Source organism: Streptomyces sp. NPDC091280, assembly GCF_044768565.1.
Taxonomy (GTDB): Bacteria; Actinomycetota; Actinomycetes; order Streptomycetales; family Streptomycetaceae; genus Streptomyces.
In genome coordinates, this window is the sequence record NZ_JBIVUZ010000007.1 from 55,574 (window position 1) to 72,205 (window position 16,632).

Annotated in this window: 13 protein-coding genes; 4 read left to right on the top strand and 9 right to left on the bottom strand. The window is 69.5% G+C overall.

Features of this window, described 5'->3' with window-relative positions; translation table 11 throughout:
* Positions 1-129 precede the first annotated feature (129 nt).
* On the top strand, positions 130-1,332 hold the full coding sequence (locus ACIQPR_RS21540; RefSeq protein ID WP_403650694.1) for a transposase: 1,203 nt from the start codon (positions 130-132) through the stop codon (positions 1,330-1,332).
* A 179-nt stretch (positions 1,333-1,511) separates the two neighbouring features.
* Here the strand turns inward: ACIQPR_RS21540 and ACIQPR_RS21545 are convergent, their stop codons facing one another.
* Positions 1,512-2,315: a hypothetical protein gene (locus ACIQPR_RS21545; RefSeq protein WP_403650696.1), complete on the bottom strand. Its 804-nt coding sequence runs from the start codon at positions 2,313-2,315 to the stop codon at positions 1,512-1,514.
* Positions 2,316-2,636: 321 nt separating this feature from the next.
* Between ACIQPR_RS21545 and ACIQPR_RS21550 the strand changes: the two genes are divergently transcribed.
* Positions 2,637-3,668 carry a hypothetical protein gene (locus ACIQPR_RS21550; RefSeq protein WP_403650698.1) on the top strand — a complete coding sequence of 344 codons (1,032 nt, stop codon included), beginning with the start codon at positions 2,637-2,639 and terminating at the stop codon, positions 3,666-3,668.
* A 119-nt stretch (positions 3,669-3,787) separates the two neighbouring features.
* Entirely contained in the window at positions 3,788-5,290 is a 1,503-nt protein-coding gene (locus tag ACIQPR_RS21555) for a carboxylesterase/lipase family protein (RefSeq protein ID WP_403651479.1), read from the top strand.
* Positions 5,291-5,311: 21 nt separating this feature from the next.
* Here the strand turns inward: ACIQPR_RS21555 and ACIQPR_RS21560 are convergent, their stop codons facing one another.
* From ACIQPR_RS21560 to ACIQPR_RS21580, 5 genes are all read right to left on the bottom strand, one after another.
* Positions 5,312-6,421, bottom strand: a complete 1,110-nt coding sequence (locus ACIQPR_RS21560) for a transglycosylase family protein (RefSeq protein ID WP_403650699.1) — start codon at positions 6,419-6,421, stop codon at positions 5,312-5,314.
* A 148-nt stretch (positions 6,422-6,569) separates the two neighbouring features.
* The gene (locus ACIQPR_RS21565; RefSeq protein ID WP_403650701.1) at positions 6,570-7,811 is read right to left on the bottom strand and encodes a hypothetical protein; all 1,242 of its coding nucleotides are present in this window, start codon (positions 7,809-7,811) and stop codon (positions 6,570-6,572) included.
* A gap of 190 nt (positions 7,812-8,001) precedes the next feature.
* A complete protein-coding gene (locus ACIQPR_RS21570; protein WP_403650703.1) occupies positions 8,002-8,955 on the bottom strand; it encodes a hypothetical protein in 954 nt (317 codons plus the stop codon).
* 190 nt (positions 8,956-9,145) lie between these two features.
* Positions 9,146-10,210: a helix-turn-helix domain-containing protein gene (locus ACIQPR_RS21575; RefSeq protein WP_403650705.1), complete on the bottom strand. Its 1,065-nt coding sequence runs from the start codon at positions 10,208-10,210 to the stop codon at positions 9,146-9,148.
* Between the two features lie 132 nt (positions 10,211-10,342).
* Entirely contained in the window at positions 10,343-10,792 is a 450-nt protein-coding gene (locus tag ACIQPR_RS21580) for a spore-associated protein (RefSeq protein ID WP_403650707.1), read from the bottom strand.
* 261 nt (positions 10,793-11,053) lie between these two features.
* Here ACIQPR_RS21580 and ACIQPR_RS21585 point away from each other — a divergent pair, with 261 nt between their 5' ends.
* Complete coding sequence (locus tag ACIQPR_RS21585) at positions 11,054-12,856, top strand: RecQ family ATP-dependent DNA helicase (protein ID WP_403650709.1); 1,803 nt, start codon at positions 11,054-11,056, stop codon at positions 12,854-12,856.
* A gap of 51 nt (positions 12,857-12,907) precedes the next feature.
* Here the strand turns inward: ACIQPR_RS21585 and ACIQPR_RS21590 are convergent, their stop codons facing one another.
* The 3 genes from ACIQPR_RS21590 to ACIQPR_RS21600 all read right to left on the bottom strand — a co-directional run bounded on the left by ACIQPR_RS21590 (position 12,908) and on the right by ACIQPR_RS21600 (position 16,380).
* The gene (locus tag ACIQPR_RS21590) at positions 12,908-13,954 is read right to left on the bottom strand and encodes an ornithine cyclodeaminase family protein (RefSeq protein WP_403650711.1); all 1,047 of its coding nucleotides are present in this window, start codon (positions 13,952-13,954) and stop codon (positions 12,908-12,910) included.
* Positions 13,951-14,859, bottom strand: coding sequence for an ABC transporter substrate-binding protein (locus tag ACIQPR_RS21595; RefSeq protein ID WP_403650712.1), 909 nt, complete (start codon positions 14,857-14,859; stop codon positions 13,951-13,953). The genes ACIQPR_RS21590 and ACIQPR_RS21595 overlap by 4 nt, the downstream gene beginning before the upstream one ends.
* Before the next feature lie 75 nt (positions 14,860-14,934).
* The gene (locus ACIQPR_RS21600) at positions 14,935-16,380 is read right to left on the bottom strand and encodes an MFS transporter (RefSeq protein WP_403650714.1); all 1,446 of its coding nucleotides are present in this window, start codon (positions 16,378-16,380) and stop codon (positions 14,935-14,937) included.
* Positions 16,381-16,632: the final 252 nt, after the last annotated feature.

Genomic DNA, 16,632 nt, shown 5'->3' on the forward strand with positions numbered 1-16,632 from the left:
GCAGCCACTTGACAATGCGTCAGGGCGGGCGAACAACTGGCCAACGGCTCACGATACATACGTGTGAACAACCAGGAACAAGGCCTCAAGTGACCTTAAATACTTATTAGTTGATGTTAGCGTGCGCCCATGAGAGCGGTCTTTGACATCATCGCGCTGCGCACTCTGGTGGCCGTCGCGGACGAGGGTGGATTCCACCGGGCCGCGGAATCGCTGGCGCTCAGCCAGTCCGCGGTCAGCCAGCATGTGCGGCGGCTGGAGAAGACACTCGGCCGGCCCGTGGTCGAACGAGCGGGCCGGGCGACCCGGTTCACCGCGGCCGGCAATCTGCTCCTCGACGAGGCACGCTGGATCCTCAGCGTCCACGACGAGGCCGCTCGGCGACTGCTCGGTTCCGAGCCCGCTACGATCGTCATCGGCTCCGCCGAACACGCGGCCGACCGGATCCTGCCCAGGATCACCGCGGCCGTCCAGGAAACACTCCCGCGCAGCGAGGTCCGGTTCCGCATCGACCGATCCGCGCGCCTCGTCGAGGCCGTCGACCGCAGGTCGGTGGATCTGGCGGTGTACGTGACCGAGGCCGTCTCCATAGAGGCCATGCACCTGGGCGGGTTACCCCTGAAGTGGTACGCCGCCCCGGGCTGGACCCCGCCGCGGGCGGCAGCGTTGCCCCTGGTGGCGATCGAGGAACCCTGCGCGGTCCGCCGCCAGGCCCTCGACGTCCTTTCCGCACACGGGATCCAAGCCTCCGTGGTCTGCGACGCCGCCTACCTCGCCGGAGTGCTGGACGCCGCCCGCGCCGGACTAGGCGTGGCCCTCCTCGCGGCGACGGGCCGAGGACCGGACGGCCTGGTCGAATACACGGACCTTCCCCCCTCACCCGCGATCCGTATGAGCGCCCACGCCCGGGCGGGCGCCGACCCCGCGATGGTCATGCGCGTAGTCGAGACGATCCGTTCCCTCCTGGTCGAACTGGACGTACCCCGCCCCCACGCCACCGACGAGTCCGGACCGACTCCTGGCGACCTCAGCGACGCGGAATGGGCGTCGGTGGAAGCACTGCTCCCGGTCGGGGAGCGCGGCCCCTACCCGGAGGGTCTGCGCAAGCAGTTCGACGGGGTCATGTGGCGTTTCCGCACCGGCAGTTCATGGCGGAACATGCCCGATCACTACGGCGCCTGGCAAACGGTCCATCACCGCTTCCGGCAATGGGCCCTGGCCGGCACCTTCGAGAACCTGATGACGACGAAGACCATGTCCCCCGGCCTGCTGGCGACCCTGAGCAGCGCCGCGAGCGCGGAGTTGGAGATCAGGAAACCCGGTGAGGGGTGATGTGCCCGTCCGGGCCGGTTCTCACCGTTCGAGCTCTTGAGTTGTCCACTGTTTCGATCTTCACGAGGGGACACTGCCGCCGACATCTCCCAACCCGTGCACGCATGCTCCGCCGGCCCCGCTCGCAACCACGTTGCGGTCCGGTTCGTCCTCGATACGTGCCGACTCGGATTTGCGCGTCAGCGGTGGTTGACGTAGGCGACGAGTCCACCAACCGTCAGGCCCACCGCGCACCCGTAACGGAAGTACTCGTAGCGCATGTCCGAGGTGTACTGCGCACCGGTCATCCCGTACGGCGCCCGAACCCCCAAGGTCACACCGCACAGGCACACGACGTGACCGTGACACAGGGCGGCGGCCTCCCACTCGGGGTCGTACGGGACCCAGGTCCGGGAGTAGATGTCCCCGTCCGGCGCCCGCAGTTCCAGCCGGGAGTAGGCGTGTCCGAAATCCTGCCAGGGCCCTGGCTGGTCGTCAGGTGTCTCGTGCAGTTCCCATCCAGGGATCGAGCACAGGTCGGCGTGGCCGGGGGACCTGCGTTTCATGCCGAAGTAGACCTCGCCGGCGTCGTGTCGCGGTGGTTCGCGTATGCGTAGTTCGTCGAAGATGGTGGGCCGTTTCCCGTCGAGGCGGGCCTCGTCATCGTCGGAACCTGACGGGTCGGGCAGCCGCAGGTCGGAGAACTCGGGCGGCAGGCGCCTCATGCCGAACAGGACGGCGCCTTCGATCTGCGGTTCCCTGGGCACTTCGTCGAGCGAGGCCGCGTGCGGCACCGCGAACTGAATCCCGTAGCCACCCACCTTCAGGGAACGCCTGAACTCGAAGAGGGCAGCGGGCATGTGACGCGTCTGCGCGTGATCGAGGGTGACCGTGCCTTCCTGGGTGCCCACACCCATCAGCACGGCTTCCAGCCGCAGCGCCGGATCGTCGCTGAACAGGATCTGCCCGTGGTCGTCCACCTCTTCGTACTGACGCCTGCTCATCTCCCGCAGTCCTCCGGTGGGTTACGGTTCCGCGTTCGCGAAACCGACGATGAAGTCTTCAACGATCCTATCGAGGGATCGTTGAACAATCCACACGTTGACACGTGCGCGCTGTCAGGCAGCGGCTCCATCGACAGTGGGGGGTTGACTTGCGATCCAGCACACGGTGGTTCCCGAGCCTCTGGAATGGGATCACCGCGCGGTGCGCGAAACTGGAATTCCGCGACGGCCGCTTCACCACCCGCCTGTGAGCAGCGTGCGAGGCGGCAGCTGCCAGGGGTGCTCCCCGACCGGTGCCACCGGGCGTCTAGGGTCGCGCCCATGACCAGGACCACGCCCCCGCGCCCTCTCGATGTCGAGGCGCTCTTTCCGGAACTGGCCGCCTACCGGGGGACGACGACTCGACTCCATCCCCGGCCTGGCAGACCAGACGTGTCGGCCAGTTCCGTGGGCGGCCCCATGTTGTGGCCGAGGGACGAGCCCTGGCCGATGTGCGACGAGGCCCACGGCCGCGGGCGTGGTCGGCGCCCAGCTGATATCCACCGCTATCGTCAGGTTCTGGCTTCCGCATGGACTCGCGAGCAAGTTCCCGGCCCGACGGACGAGGAACGGGAGCTCCTGGGCGAGCTGCACCGGGAGCACCGGATCCCCGGGGCGACCGAGACCGACCCGCTGCCGATGATCGGTCTCGCGCAGTTGTACCGGCGTGATGTGCCTGACCTTCCGGCGGGGCCGGGCGACTGCGATCTGCTTCAGGTCTTCTGGTGCCCCTTCGACGCGCACGGCCCTGGCCGGTACGACCTCAAACTGCATCTGAGCTGGCGGCGGTCGTCAGAGGTAGGTGAGGTGATGACCGCGCCGCCGCAGCCACTGGTCGTCGGGTCCGACGGCTTCGTGCCCGAGCCCTGCGTGCTGCACCCCGAGCAGGTGGTCACCTACCCGTTTGCCGGCCTTCTCCCCGAGGACCTTTGCGCCCGGATCGACGCTTGGGAGGAAGCCCTCGAAGGGGAAGCCGAGCAGTCGGCGGACGGGAACGCGGCAGAGCCGCCCGGGTACCAGTACGACCTGTCCATCCCGCCAGGCTGGCGCGTGGGCGGCTTCGCCTCCTGGCATGCGACCGACCCGTATCCCATGGACTGCCTGACCTGCACGGCTCCGATGCACCTGCTGCTGACCATCGACAGCTCGGAGTGGGACGGCGGCAGCGGCAGCTGGAAACCGCTGGAGGACCAGAACCGGCCGACCCACCGGTGCGCCACCCCCACGGAGGTCACGGTGGGCCGCTGGGGTGAACTCAACGTATTCGCCTGCCCCAACGAACCCACGCATCCGCATCGCTGGAGCATCCAGTAACTCGTCGATCCCGAGTGCTGTCGAAGCCGCGGGAAGAGTCACCTGGTTATGCGCCACGAACACCAGAGAACGCGCCAAAGACCCCCGCTCACCCGTTCACCAATAGAGAGGCAGTCTCCATGGACGTCTTCAAGACGACGAGCGGTTCGGTCCGAGGTTTTCGTGCCGCTGCCGGTGTCGTCGCGGTCCTCGGCATCCCCTATGCCGCACCTCCGTTCGGCGCCAACAGGTTCCGAGAACCCTTTCCGGCACGGCCGTGGACCGGCGTGCGGGACGGTACGAACTTCGGCCCGATCGCCCCGCAGTCGGCTCAGCTGCCCGGCGCACCCGTGTGGTCACCGGGCGACGAGAACATCCTCACCCTCAACGTGTGGACGCCGGTTCCAGAGGGAGACCGCCTTCCCGTCCTGGTGTGGCTGCACGGCGGTGCCTACACCTTCGGTTCCTCGGCCCAGCCCGATTTCGACGGAACCGTTCTGGCCGGCGCCGGGCTCGTCCTGGTCACCCTCAACTACCGGCTCGGCTTCGAGGGCTTCGGCCACTTACCCGGTGCGGAGACAGCCGCCTACCCAGACAACAGAGGGCTGCTCGACCAGGTCGCGGCCCTGCACTGGGTACGCGAGAACATCGCCGGGTTCGGTGGAGACCCCGACAACGTCACGATCGCGGGCCAGTCCTCCGGAGCCGCCTCAGTAGCTTGCCTGATGGTCATGAACCGCGCCCGCGGCCTCTTCCACCGCGCCATCGCCCACAGCGCCGCCAGCCCTTGCTACACGCTCGACATCGCCACGGCGACCACACGCGAAGTCGCCGCGGCGGCGGGCTGCCCCGCCACGCCCGAAGGCTTGGCATCGGCGACTCCACAGGCACTGGTCATGGCATCCGACCGGGTCGTCGAGGACTACCGCCGGAACCCTTCCTCCGGATCCCGCCACTACGACCCCTCGCTCTACGCTCCGGTCCTCGACGGTGATGTCCTGCCTACCGATCCGCTCACGGGAGTGCGTACCGGAGCGGCCCGGGACGTGGATCTGTTGGTCTGTCACACCACGGAGGAGTACTGGTTGCTCGACGCCGTCGGCAGTAGCGCGAAGATCACCACCGATGAACAACTGGCGCGCTTCGCCTCGGACTTCGGCCTGCCCGACAGCCTGGTGGCCGGCTACCGCGCCGCTACGCCCCACGCTCCGGTCCTGGACGTCTACCTCGCCATATTCGGTGACCTGTTGTTCGGGGAGTACAGCAACCGACTCGCCGAGGCGCATAGCCGAGCCGGAGGCCGGACCTACCTGTCGCGGTTCGATCGCCGACGCACGGCAGGCAACGGGCTTGTGCGGGCCTGGCACTGCGCCGACATCCCCTTCGCCTTCGGCAACCTCGATGACGAACGTCTCGCCTTCCTGATCGGGGGCGCGCCGACTTCCGCAGACCATGGACTGGCACACCAAATGGTCCGCGCATGGGCCGATTTCGCAGCAACAGGCAACCCGGGCTGGCCATCGGTCGACAACTCCACCACCCACGCCAAGCTGTGGACCACCGACACCCACCCGACCTCCGACAGACCGACCGCTCCACGTGCCCTTTGGGCCACGGTCGACTTCCCACTCCTGTATGCGTGAGTGCGAGGACCGCCTCAGCACCTACTTGCCATCCCAGTCGCCCGCGACCGGGATCATGCCGTCGGCACCGAAGACGAAGTCGTAGTCAGCCACGTTGTTGGTGTTCTGGTTGTTGATGTAGAACCGGTGGTTGCTCTCGCGCCACACGGCGACGGTGTCCTTGCCGTCGCCGTCGAAGTCGCCGACCACGGCCTGGTCGCCCGCGCTCCCATAGCCGAACTCGAAGTTGTTGCCGCCCGCGCTCGTGCTGTTGCGGAGGTAGACCATGTGCGTGGCCGAGTTGTACATGCCGATACCGTCGCTGCCGCTGCCGTCCCAGTCACCCGCGATCGGCGTCATGCCGTCGCCGCCGTAGACGAAGGTCTTCTCGGCCGCGCCCGCGGTGTTGGAATTGCGGAGGTAGAACGTGTGGTTGGACGGACGCCACACACCGATGGTGTCCGTACCGTTGCCGTCCCAGTCACCGACAACCGGGATGTCTCCCGCGCTGCCGAAACTGACCTCGTAGCTGTTGCCGCCCGCGTTGGGCGAGTTGCGGAGGTAGAAGGTGTGGTTGGCCGGGTTCCACATGCCCACGCCGTCCGACCCCTGGCCGTCCCAGTTCCCTGTCAGCGGGGTCATGCCGTCCGCGCCGAACACGAAGTCCGCATCGTTTGCACCGGCGTTGGGCGTGTTGCGGAGGTGGAAGTAGTGGTTGGACGGATCCCACATCCCCACGCCGTCCTGCGGGGTCGCGGGGTACGGGTCGCTCGTGTCGGCGCCCAGGTTGGCCTGTGGGCCGCACACCGGCCACTGGCCCTGGCCGGCAGCCTTCAGCACCTTCTCGGCGGTGAGGATCTGCTCCTTCTTGGTGGCCTGGTGCGGATAGGCGGCGTATTGCGTGCCGCCGTACGCCTGCCAGGTGGCGAGCGAGAACTGGAGGCCGCCGTAGTAGCCGTTGCCGGTATTGATGGACCAGTTGCCGCCGCTCTCGCATTCGGCGACCTTGTCCCAGGTCGCGACGGAGGCGGCGGACGCCTCACCGGTGGCGAGCGCGGAGGCGCCGAGGAGCGTGGCCGTGGTGAGGGCGAGGGCGACAGGGCGGCGGTGCGTGCGGCGCGTGGCGGTAGCGGCGGGAGGCTTGGCAGACAAAAGGACCCCTTGGGAGGTGGGCAGGCCGAAGTGCGGCTGCGCTGATGGGAGTTGGCGGCAGCCGACGCGGCGGGTGCGTGAGGGTGGTGCGGGCGGACTCAGGCGTGACGCGGCAGCGCCGTTCGTGGGAACGGCGCCGCCGTATGGGTCACTCCTCCCAGTCGCCCGCGACCGGGATCATGCCGTCGGCACCGAAGACGAAGTCGGAGTCGGCGACGTTGTTGGTGTTCTGGTTGTTGATGTAGAAGCGGTGGTTGCTCTCGCGCCAGACCGCGACGGTGTCCTTGCCGTCACCGTCGAAGTCGCCGACCACGGCCTGGTCGCCCGCGCTGCCGTAGCCGAACTCGTATGTGTTGCCACCGGCGTTGGCGGTGTTGCGGAGGTAGACCATGTGTGTGGCCGAGTTGTACATGCCGATGCCGTCGGTGCCGTTGCCGTCCCAGTCGCCGGCGAGGGGGGCCATGCCGTCGCCGCCGTAGACGAAGGTCTTCTCGGCCGCGCCCGCGGTGTTGGAGTTGCGGAGGTAGAACGTGTGGTTGGACGGACGCCACACACCGATGGTGTCGGTGCCGTTCCCGTCCCAGTCACCGACGACCGGAATGTCTCCCGCGCTGCCGAAACTGACCTCGTAGCTGTTGCCCCCGGCGTTGGGCGAGTTGCGGAGGTAGAAGGTGTGGTTGGCCGGGTTCCACATGCCCACGCCGTCCGCTCCCTGGCCGTCCCAGTTGCCCGTGAGCGGGGTCATGCCGTCCGCGCCGAACACGAAGTCCCTGTCGTTTCCACCGGCGTTGGGGGTGTTGCGGAGGTGGAAGTAGTGGTTGGACGGGTCCCACATGCCGATGCCGTCCTGGCCGGAGGTCACCTTGTCGTAGCGCAGGCCCTGGTAGACGCTGGTCGGCCAGCCCGCCAGGGAGCTGGAGTTGAGGTTTCCGGTATAGGTGTCGGTGAGGACGCTTGAGTTCTGTTCGGCGAAGTACTTGAAGGTGCCCGCGGACTTGTCGATCCAGTTGCCGAAGAGAATCACGTGCTGCTCGGTGTAGTTGAGGGCGTCGCCCGGCAGCAGGCTGGTCTTGCTGACCTCGGTGGAGATGCTGGGCAGCGTCCAGGTGGTGTAGCTGCTGTCCGCGTGCCAAGCCATGGACACGTAACCGGAGCAGTCCATGCGGTAGTTGCGGCCCTGTGGGTCTGGGTAGTAGCTCGACTGGCTGTACGGCACCTTCTCGTCGACCCAGTTCTGGGCACGGGAGAGCATCTCGGCCCGGCTGATCGTGCCGCCGACCGACGAGGCGGCCTGGGCGGTCGGCGCGGTGACGGCCAACGCGGAGACGGTGAGCCCGGCGGCCAGCAGGAAGGTCGTGGTGCGGGCGACGCGGGTACGCAGTGCGGACATGGCTGTGCTCCTGCAACGGTGAGTGGAGGGTGGGAGGTGGAAGGTCGATCCGCGGCGGTGCGCGGTCGGCGGTTCGGGCCGTGGTTCGGCCGGAACCGGTAGGCGGTCGAGCTGTCGAGCTGTCGGGCTCTCGGGCTCTCGGGCTCTCGGGCTCTCGATCAGCCGGAGCCGGACGGCAGTTGGGCCGTGGTCAGCCGGCCAGTTGTGCGCCCAGGGTGCACAGTACGGCCGCGTCGCCCCTGGGGTCGTAGGACGGGGCGGCCTTGGCGGCCCACTCGTCGAAGTGCAGGAGGGCCAGGACCCGGCCGTGCCGCACGGCGTACACGTGGTTGGTCTGGTCGCCGGGGGCCGAGAAGCCCTGTACACCGTTCCAACTGCGCATCCAGGACGTCCCGTCGGTAGGGTCGGCGACAGCGGCCGTACGGCGGACCTCGGCGTCCTGGGCGAGTCCGTACTGCTTCTGTAGAGCGCGGCTCTTGGCGGCGCAGCCCTTCATGGCGTCGACGACCCCGCGGTAGGCGGCGCGGGCCGAGGCCTCGTCGGGGAAGGAGAGGGTGTCCTGGACGGCCGGTGTCTGGCGGGCGCTGATGAAGCCCTGCTGCTGCCAGACGAGCGCGCCCGGGACGGACACGCATTCGTTGAGGCCGAAGTCCTGGTCGAGGGGCTGTGTCACCGCATCGGAGATCGGACGCCAGCGCATCTCGTCGTAGTCGGGCAGTGCGGACGGGGCGAGTTGGGTGCCGTTGAGCGCGGCGGTGGCGGCGTTCGTCCCGGCCCGGCCCGTGGCCGTCGTCCCGGTGTCCGTCGAGTCCGTGCGGTCCGTACCGTCCGTACGGCCCGTGTGGTCCGAACTCGGCTTCGACTGCGGCGTGTTGGGGCTCGGGGGCGCAGCGGACGGCGACGTCGGGGCAGCCGTGACGGAGGGCCCGGGGGCGGTGGTGGCCGGTGGGCGTGATGCCTTGGACTCAGCCGCTACGGTGCCTTGCTGCCGTCCGGAACCTGCGGGGCCGTCCGTGAAGGCCCCGGTCTGTATGCCCGTGAAGACGGCGGCGGCGGTCAGCAGACCGGAGCCGACGAGAAGGGCGCGGCGCCGCCGACGACGTGCCGGTGGGAAGGCCGGTGACGATGATGACGGCAGGGGCATGACAGTGCTCCGGTCGGTGGCGGGAGTGAGCGCGGCTCACGGAAGGACGGCGGTTCGGGGCGCCGACCGGGGCTGAGTCCCCCGTCCCGGTCGGCGCTTGATCGAGCATGTCAATCCGCGATCGAGCCGTGTTGTCACTCCGTTCACACCTGTTTCGCACTGCGTCTACGTTCGGCGGACGTCTCGTCCGTCACCGGCCGGGGCGGCCCAGCGCCCCGAACGCAGAACCGCGCAGGACTCCGTCGCGCATCTCCCCCGGTCCGTCCGCCCGCCCGGCGGGTGACAGCGCCTGGACGCGGTGGTCCCTCGGCGAGAGCCCGTACGCGGCGCGGAACGCCCGGGTGAAGTCGGAGGCCCGGACGAAACCCCAGCGGGCGGCCACCACTTGGATCGGCGTGCCGCGCAGGGAGGGGTCCTCCAGATCACGGCGGGCGTTCTCCAGCCGCGACCGGCGGATCGAGCCCGCGACGGTCTCCCCCGGCCACTGCTCCTGGAAGATCCGGTGCAGATAGCTGAGCGAGATGTGGTGCGCGGCGGCGATGGCGGGCGGCGCCAGCTCGGGGTCGTGCAGGTTCTGCCGTATGAACGCCCGGATCCGCAGCGCCAGGGCCCGTTGCCGTGACTCCTGCGGCAGGCGCCGCTCCGCGTCGAGCGCCTGCGCGAAACAGACCGAGATCAGATCGAGTACGACACTCCCCAGCCGGGCCGCGTCGGCGGGCCGGACGGTGTCGGCCTGTCGGCCCAGTCCGACCAGCAGCTCCGCCAGCAGGGCGCCGGGGCCTTCGCGCCCGGACAGGACTCGGCCCACCAGTTCGCCCATCTCACGCGGGGGCAGCGGCAGCAGCGCCTTGGCGAAGTCCACGCCGATGCCCCTGACGACTCGGGGCTCATGGTCGTCCGGGGACCGTACGTCGTAGGGCCGCGAACTATCGGCCAGTTGAAGGTCGTAGGAGCCGAAGGTCCCGTTCCGCTCGGCGTGGTCGAACGCCAGCTCCCCCTCAAGCATCAGCGTCAGGTGATACAGCTCCGGATCGCTCTGCCGCACCATTTTCCCGGTCCGCCGATAGCGCGTCGGCAGAAACGCCGACGGCCAAACCGTCACCGGTCCCATCTCCATCAACCGGTGCTCCGCCCAGAAATCACCGGAATGAGCACTGATGATCTCACTGGCACGAGTCAGCCCCACCAACTGACGCCAGTACTCGAACCTTTCCTCCTTGGGAACGTCCTCGGTCCGAAACAGAGCACCAGCCACCACACGTTCCCCCTGACCCCCGATGTACTTTCCCGAATCTTTACATGCGGGGGTCATGTCAATCGGATGTGGGGGTCCGGCCCACCCCCGGCGATGAGAGGAGTGGGCCGGACGGCGTCGGCGTTGCGCGGGTCAGCGGACTGTGGTGACCCGATGTTCCGTCAGCGCGGCGCAGTTGGAGCCGGTGATGTAGACGTACACGTTGTCGATGTGGCCGCCCCAGTCGACGCAGTGGGCCCTGCCCTGGACATAGGTCGGCCCCGCGTACGACGTGTACGCGCCCTCGTCCTGGGCGTACTCCTCCGTGTCGGAGACGTAGATCCACGCCCCCATGGCGCGTGCGGCGCCGGGATTGGTGCGGATGGTCGCGACGCAGTTCTTGCCGTTGGACGCGTTGTAGGTCAGGTAGACGGTGCCCTGCGTGCCGACGGGCGCGGAATTGACGGTCTTGTAGCCGCTCCCGCAGACCTTCTGCGCGGTGGTGTTCGGCGCCGCGGAGGCGGGGCCGGCCAGAACGGTCGTGGCGCCGACCGCCAGGGCCGCCATGGTGGCACCGGCGAGGACGGAATGGACGAGTCTCATATTTCCCCCTTGTGATCTTAGGAGTGCCTTACTCCCGATAGGTCAGACACTCGCCGACTTCACAGGGTTGTGACCCAACACCGTCTCGATCCGGCCGAGTTGACCGGGCGCACCGCGAACACGGCCGAGTAGCCGTGACCACGGTGACCGAATCGCGCGAGGCGAGATTCCGGCGAACCGGGGTAGCCGCCAGACATCCGGCGGCCGGACTCTCGGTGGTTGGACATCCGGCGGTTGGACGCCGACGTCTCAAGGAGAACGATGCTCACACTCACGTCCCGTCGACTGCGCGGCGTCGCCCGTCGGGTCTTCGGCTGGCAGCGGTTGCGACCGGCCCAACTGGCCGCGATGAAGGCCGTGTTGAAAGGGCGTGACGTCCTCACCGTCATGCCGACCGGCGCGGGCAAGTCCGCCGTGTACCAGGTGCCCGCGGTCCTGCTCGGCGGTCCGGTCGTGGTCGTCTCGCCGCTGATCGCGCTTCAGCGGGACCAGATGCAGAGCCTGCTCGGATCCGGCGCGCTGCGCACCGCCGCCATCAACTCCGCCCAGCGCCGGAGCGACAACGAGACGGCATGGGCCCGTATCAGCGCCTCCTCGGTCGACGTGGTCTTCCTCGCGCCCGAGCAACTCGCCAAGCCGGATGTGACCGACCGGCTCGCCGCCGTACGACCCCGGCTGCTGGTGGTGGACGAGGCGCACTGCGTGTCGTCCTGGGGGCACGACTTCCGGCCGGACTACCTGCGGCTGCGCCACGCGCGGGAGCGGCTCGGCAATCCTCCGGTGCTCGCCCTGACCGCGAACGCGGCGGCCCCTGTTCGGCGGGACATCGCCGCCCGTCTGGGCATGGACGACCCGGTGGAGATAGTGGCCGGCTTCGACCGCCCCAACATCCGCCTGGAGGTGTCGGCCTTTCAGGACCCCGCCGCCAAGGAGCGGTTCGTCGTGGAGCGGACGGCCGTGGAGGAGAAGCCGGGGATCCTGTACGCGGGGACGCGGAAGGCGGCGGACAGCTATGCCGAGCAGTTGAGCGACCTCGGGCTGTCCGCCGCGAGCTACCACGCGGGGCTCTCCGCCGCCGAACGCCGCGAGGCCCAGGACCGGTTCAGCTCCGGTGAACTCGACGTGGTCGTGGCCACCTCGGCGTTCGGGATGGGCATCGACAAGGCGGACGTACGGTTCGTGCTGCACGCGTCCGTCCCCGGCTCGCTCGACGCCTACTACCAGGAGATCGGCCGGGCGGGCCGCGACGGCGCACCGGCCAGGGCGATCCTCGCCTACCGCCCGCAGGACCTGGGCCTGCAACGCTTCTTCGCCGCCGGTGCCCCGGACGCCGACGCGCTGCGCCGCGTCGCGGAGCGCCTGCGCGGCGCCGCGGGCGCCGTGACCGCGACCCGGCTCCGGGCCGACTGCGCACTCGGCGCGACTGCCCTGTCCGCCGTGCTGAACCTGCTGGAGGAGGCCGGGGCCGTCCGCACCGGGCGGGACGGCAGCCGCTTCACCGGCACGCCCGGCGCCTGCGCGGACGACGCCGTCGACGCCGCCGTGCGCAGCGCGCTCACCGTGCATGCCACGCACCTCAAGCTCGAACAGTCCCGGGTCGACATGATGCGCGGGTACGCCGAGACGACCGGCTGTCGGCGGCGGTTCCTCCTCGGATACTTCGGCGACTCCGCCCTCGTCCCGTGCGGGGCGTGCGACAGCTGCGCGGGTCCGGTGGCCAAGCCGGTGAGCGGGCCCGGACGCGAACGGTCCGAGCCCGCCGGGCAGCACGAATCCACCGTACGGCGGCGGCGATGGGGTCGGTGGAGCCGGGCCGGTGCGCGCGTGGGCGCCTCGGCCGGTGCCGTCCGGGCGGCGGAGACGGCCACACCGCCCGCAGTGGGTGAGCACGCCTATCTGCCGGGTGTCCGCGTGCGGCACGGCCGGTGGGGTCAGGGCGAGGTCCTGAGCCAGGGCGACGGGAAGATCACCGTCCTGTTCGAGACGGTCGGCTATCGCACCCTGTCGCTGGCGGTCGTGACGGACAAGCAGTTGCTCGTCGCGCTGCCCGACTCACCGCGCTGACACTGGCCATTGTGGTGCTCACGTCACGGTCGAGGACGGCGGCGGTCGCGGTCATCGCGCGGCCTCCGGCGCCAGGTTCCGTACTGCTGTCGCGTAGGCCGGCAGACGGGCCGATGTGCCGTACGCCGAGCGGGTGTTGATGCCGATTCCGGCGGTGCGGGCGCGTTCGGTGGCGAGGGCGGCGTAGGCGAGGTCCTGGAGGGCGATGCCGACCGAGTTGAACAGGGTGACCTCTTGTGGTGTGGCGCGGCCGGGGGCCGATCTGGCGAGGACGGCGCCGAGTTCGCGGCCGAAGGTCTCCGTGGTGGTGGCGCCCTCGGCGATCGAGAGCAGGGCCTCTCCGGACTTCAGGAGTTGGGTGGGGGTGCTGTCGACGACGACGTTCGCGCGGGCCATGCCCGCCGAGTCGATCTCGCGGTGGTCGGGGCGTGGTGGGGCGCCGACCGCGTTGATGTGCTGGCCGGGTCGGAACCACCGGCCGTGCACGACCGGGAGGCGGGCGGGGGTGAGGGTGCAGACGATGTCCGCCGCCTCGACGACGTGCCGCGGATCGGGTGCCTCGACGACCTCGACGAGGTCGCCCACCGCGTGGTGGAAGGCGCGCAGGGTGGCGGGGGAACGGGACCAGACGTGCACGGTGTCCAGGGCTCGGACCTCGCGCAGCGCGTGCACGTGCTCGATGGCCAGGCGCCCCGCGCCGACCAGTCCCAGCACGCGGGCGTCCGTGCGGGCGAGGGCGTCGGTGGCGACCGCGCTGGCCGCCGCCGTACGCGTCCGGGTGCCGACCTCGCCGTCCAGTACCGCGAGGCATTCTCCGGTGCGCGCGTCCAGGAGCAGGACCGTGGAGCGCTGGGTGGGCAGTCCGGCCCCGCGGTTGTCGGGCGCGTCGGACATGACCTTGACCGCGGACAGCCCCAGGCGGTGGGAGGTGGCTGCCATCGGCAGGAACTGGGTGGTGCCGGCTCCGGGGAAGGCCACGGGGGCGGGCTGTTCGGCCCGGCCCTCGGCGAGATCGATGAGCGCGGTGCGTACGGCCCCGATGACCTCGGCGCGGCTGACCAGTCCGGTGAGGTCGGCGGAGCCGAGGAGCAGCGTCATCGGTACTCCGCCATGAAGCTGTCGTCGGCGAGGGAGGCGTAGGAGGGAGCGGAGCGCACCAGGCCGCCTTCGGCGAGGATGCGCATCCACCGGTCGCTGGCGCTCTCGTCGATGGCGACGGTGTCCCATACGGCGCTCTCGGCCATCTGGCGTTGTGCCTCGCGCAGGATGCCCGGGTCCTTCTCGGGCCAGCGGCGCTTGAGGACGGAGTCGACGGTGTGCGGGTCGACGGTCGGCAGCAGCCGCATCGCGGCGTCGATGCCGGCGACGAAACGGGTGATGCGGTCGCGCAGTTCGGCCACGCGCTCGGTGCGGCAGTAGTAGACGCTGTTGGGCATGATGCCGCCGCCGTCGAGGTGGCGGAAGACGATCCGGGCGGCGCCCGCGGCCTCCAGTTCGGTGGCGGTGACCAGGTCGGCGATGATGGCGTCGCCGAGTCCGGCCGTGAACAGTTCCACGAGCATCGCCGTGGACAGGTCGCGGACGAAGCGGATGCCGGCCGGGTCCACGCCCGCCTCGCGCAGCAGTCCGGCGGTGAACTCGTAGGGCGCGCTGCCGCCCGCGCCGGGGGCCAGGACGACCTTGCCGAGCAGGTCCTCCAGGGCGAACCCGGCGGAGGCGTCGCCGCCGTCCCGGATCGCGATGGCCATGGGGAACTGGTGATTGAGCTGGCACACGACGCTCAACTCGCGCTCGCTGCCCGCGTACATGGCCGGTACCCACAGTCCGCCGAGCGCGATGTCGGCCTGTCCGCTCTCAAGGTCGTCCAGGACGCCGGTCCAGGGGTCGCGGGCGACGGCGGCGACCTCAAGTCCCCCGTCGCGGAAGAGACCTTCCTGGTCGGCGAGGTATTCCGGCAGGTAGTTCAGGCCGTTGGCGGTGGCGGAGATCGTGAGCTTGTCCATGGTGACCTTTCTGAAGGAAGAGACAGAGGAGGGGAAGGAGAAGGGGAAGGGGTACGGCGGTGCGGGTGCCGCTGGTCAGGCGTGGACGGGTGTGGGGGCCGACGGCTCGTTGACCTCTTCGAGCGTGCGGCTGCGGGTCTCGGGGGCGAACCGGGAGGCGATCACGAGCGCCGCGTACATCACCGCGACCATCCCGAAGACTCCGGCGAAGGAGAACCGGTCCCACAGGACGACGGCGGCGAAGGGCATGACGGCTCCGGCGATGTTGCCGATGCCGTTGACGATGGAGGTGCCGCTGGCCCGGATCGGGGTCGGGTACAGCTCCGGGGACCAGACGGCGAGGGTGGTGTTGGTGAGCATGGTGAAGAACTGGAAGAGCGCGCCCAGGACGAGGATCGCCGCGGTCTCGTGGGCGAACACCGCGAAGGCGACGGCGGTGAGGCAGCCGAGGCTGCCGGCCACCGCGATGACCGGCCGCCTGCCGCAGCGGCCCGCGAGCAGGGCCGAGGCGCAGGCCCCGAGCAGCGAGCCGATGTTCATGATCATCGTGTACAGCAGGCTGTCGGACAGGGTGTAGCCGCGCTCGGTGAGCAGCGTCGGCATCAGGAAGTTGAGGGTGACCTGGGCGCCGAAGGCCATCCAGGACGCGGCGCCGATGGTGACCGTACGGGCCAGGGCCGAGGGGCCGAAGACCGCGGCCGGTGACGCCTTCACCTGCCGGGGCGGGATGTCCGCCTCGCTCAGCACGGGCGGGACGGAGTGCGGAGGCACGTGTTTGGGGTCGAGCCGGTCGCCGGTCAGCCGGGCCAGGGAGTGGTTGGCCTCCTCGACGCGCCCCTGGGAGAGGAGGAAGCGGGGGGTCTCCGGCAGGCGTCGCCGGTATACCACCACGATCAGGGCGGGCAGGGCGAGGAGCACGAACGTCCAGCGCCACACCAGGTGGTCGCCGCCGAGAGCGGGTGCGAGCGGTCCCAGGAGCAGGAGGAACAGGCCGTAGGAGAGGAAGTTGCCGACGCCGCCGGAGCCGACGTTGAGGATGGCGACGAGCGTTCCGCGGTGGCGGGTGGCGACCATCTCGCACAGCATCGCGATGCCGATGGTGAACTCGCCGCCCAGACCGATCCCCACGACCAGCCGACTCGCCAGCAGGGTCGGGTAGTTCATCGCGACGGCGCTGAGCAGACCGCCCAGGGTGTAGACGAGGAGATTGACGCTGAGCGAGGTGCGGCGGCCGTAGCGGTCGGCGATCCAGCCGCCCGCGAACCGGCCGATCAGGCCGCCGATCACGGTGAAGCTGTTGATCGCCGTCAGCTCGTTGTTGCCGATGTGCAGGGACGACTTGATGAGGCTGCCCATCGCCCCCACGGAGTTCTGCTCCAGGGTGTCGAAGAACATCCCGGCCAGAATGATCATGAGGACCCAGAACTGGGCCCGGGTGAAGCCGGCCTCGTCCAGAGCCCGCGCGAGGGTGTTGGTGGCCGGGCGCGCCGTCGACGGCGCGGAGAGCTGCTGCGCACTCATGCGGCACCTGCCGGGGATGCCGGTGTCGCGGTCGGGTTCGGGGTCGGGGTCGTGATGTGCGGGTGACTCGGTTCGGTGCGATCCATGAGGGCCTCCGTCAACCAGTGAGTGCTATTGGTATACCAACGGCGTTCCGGTGGGCGTAGGCCAGCGATGTTAACTCGACGTAAGAGATGCGGACGCCAGATTCCGAGCCCGTTAAATGGCAAGTTCAGAGCGGCATTTGGCGATGATGCGCAGCTCGATTCTCGA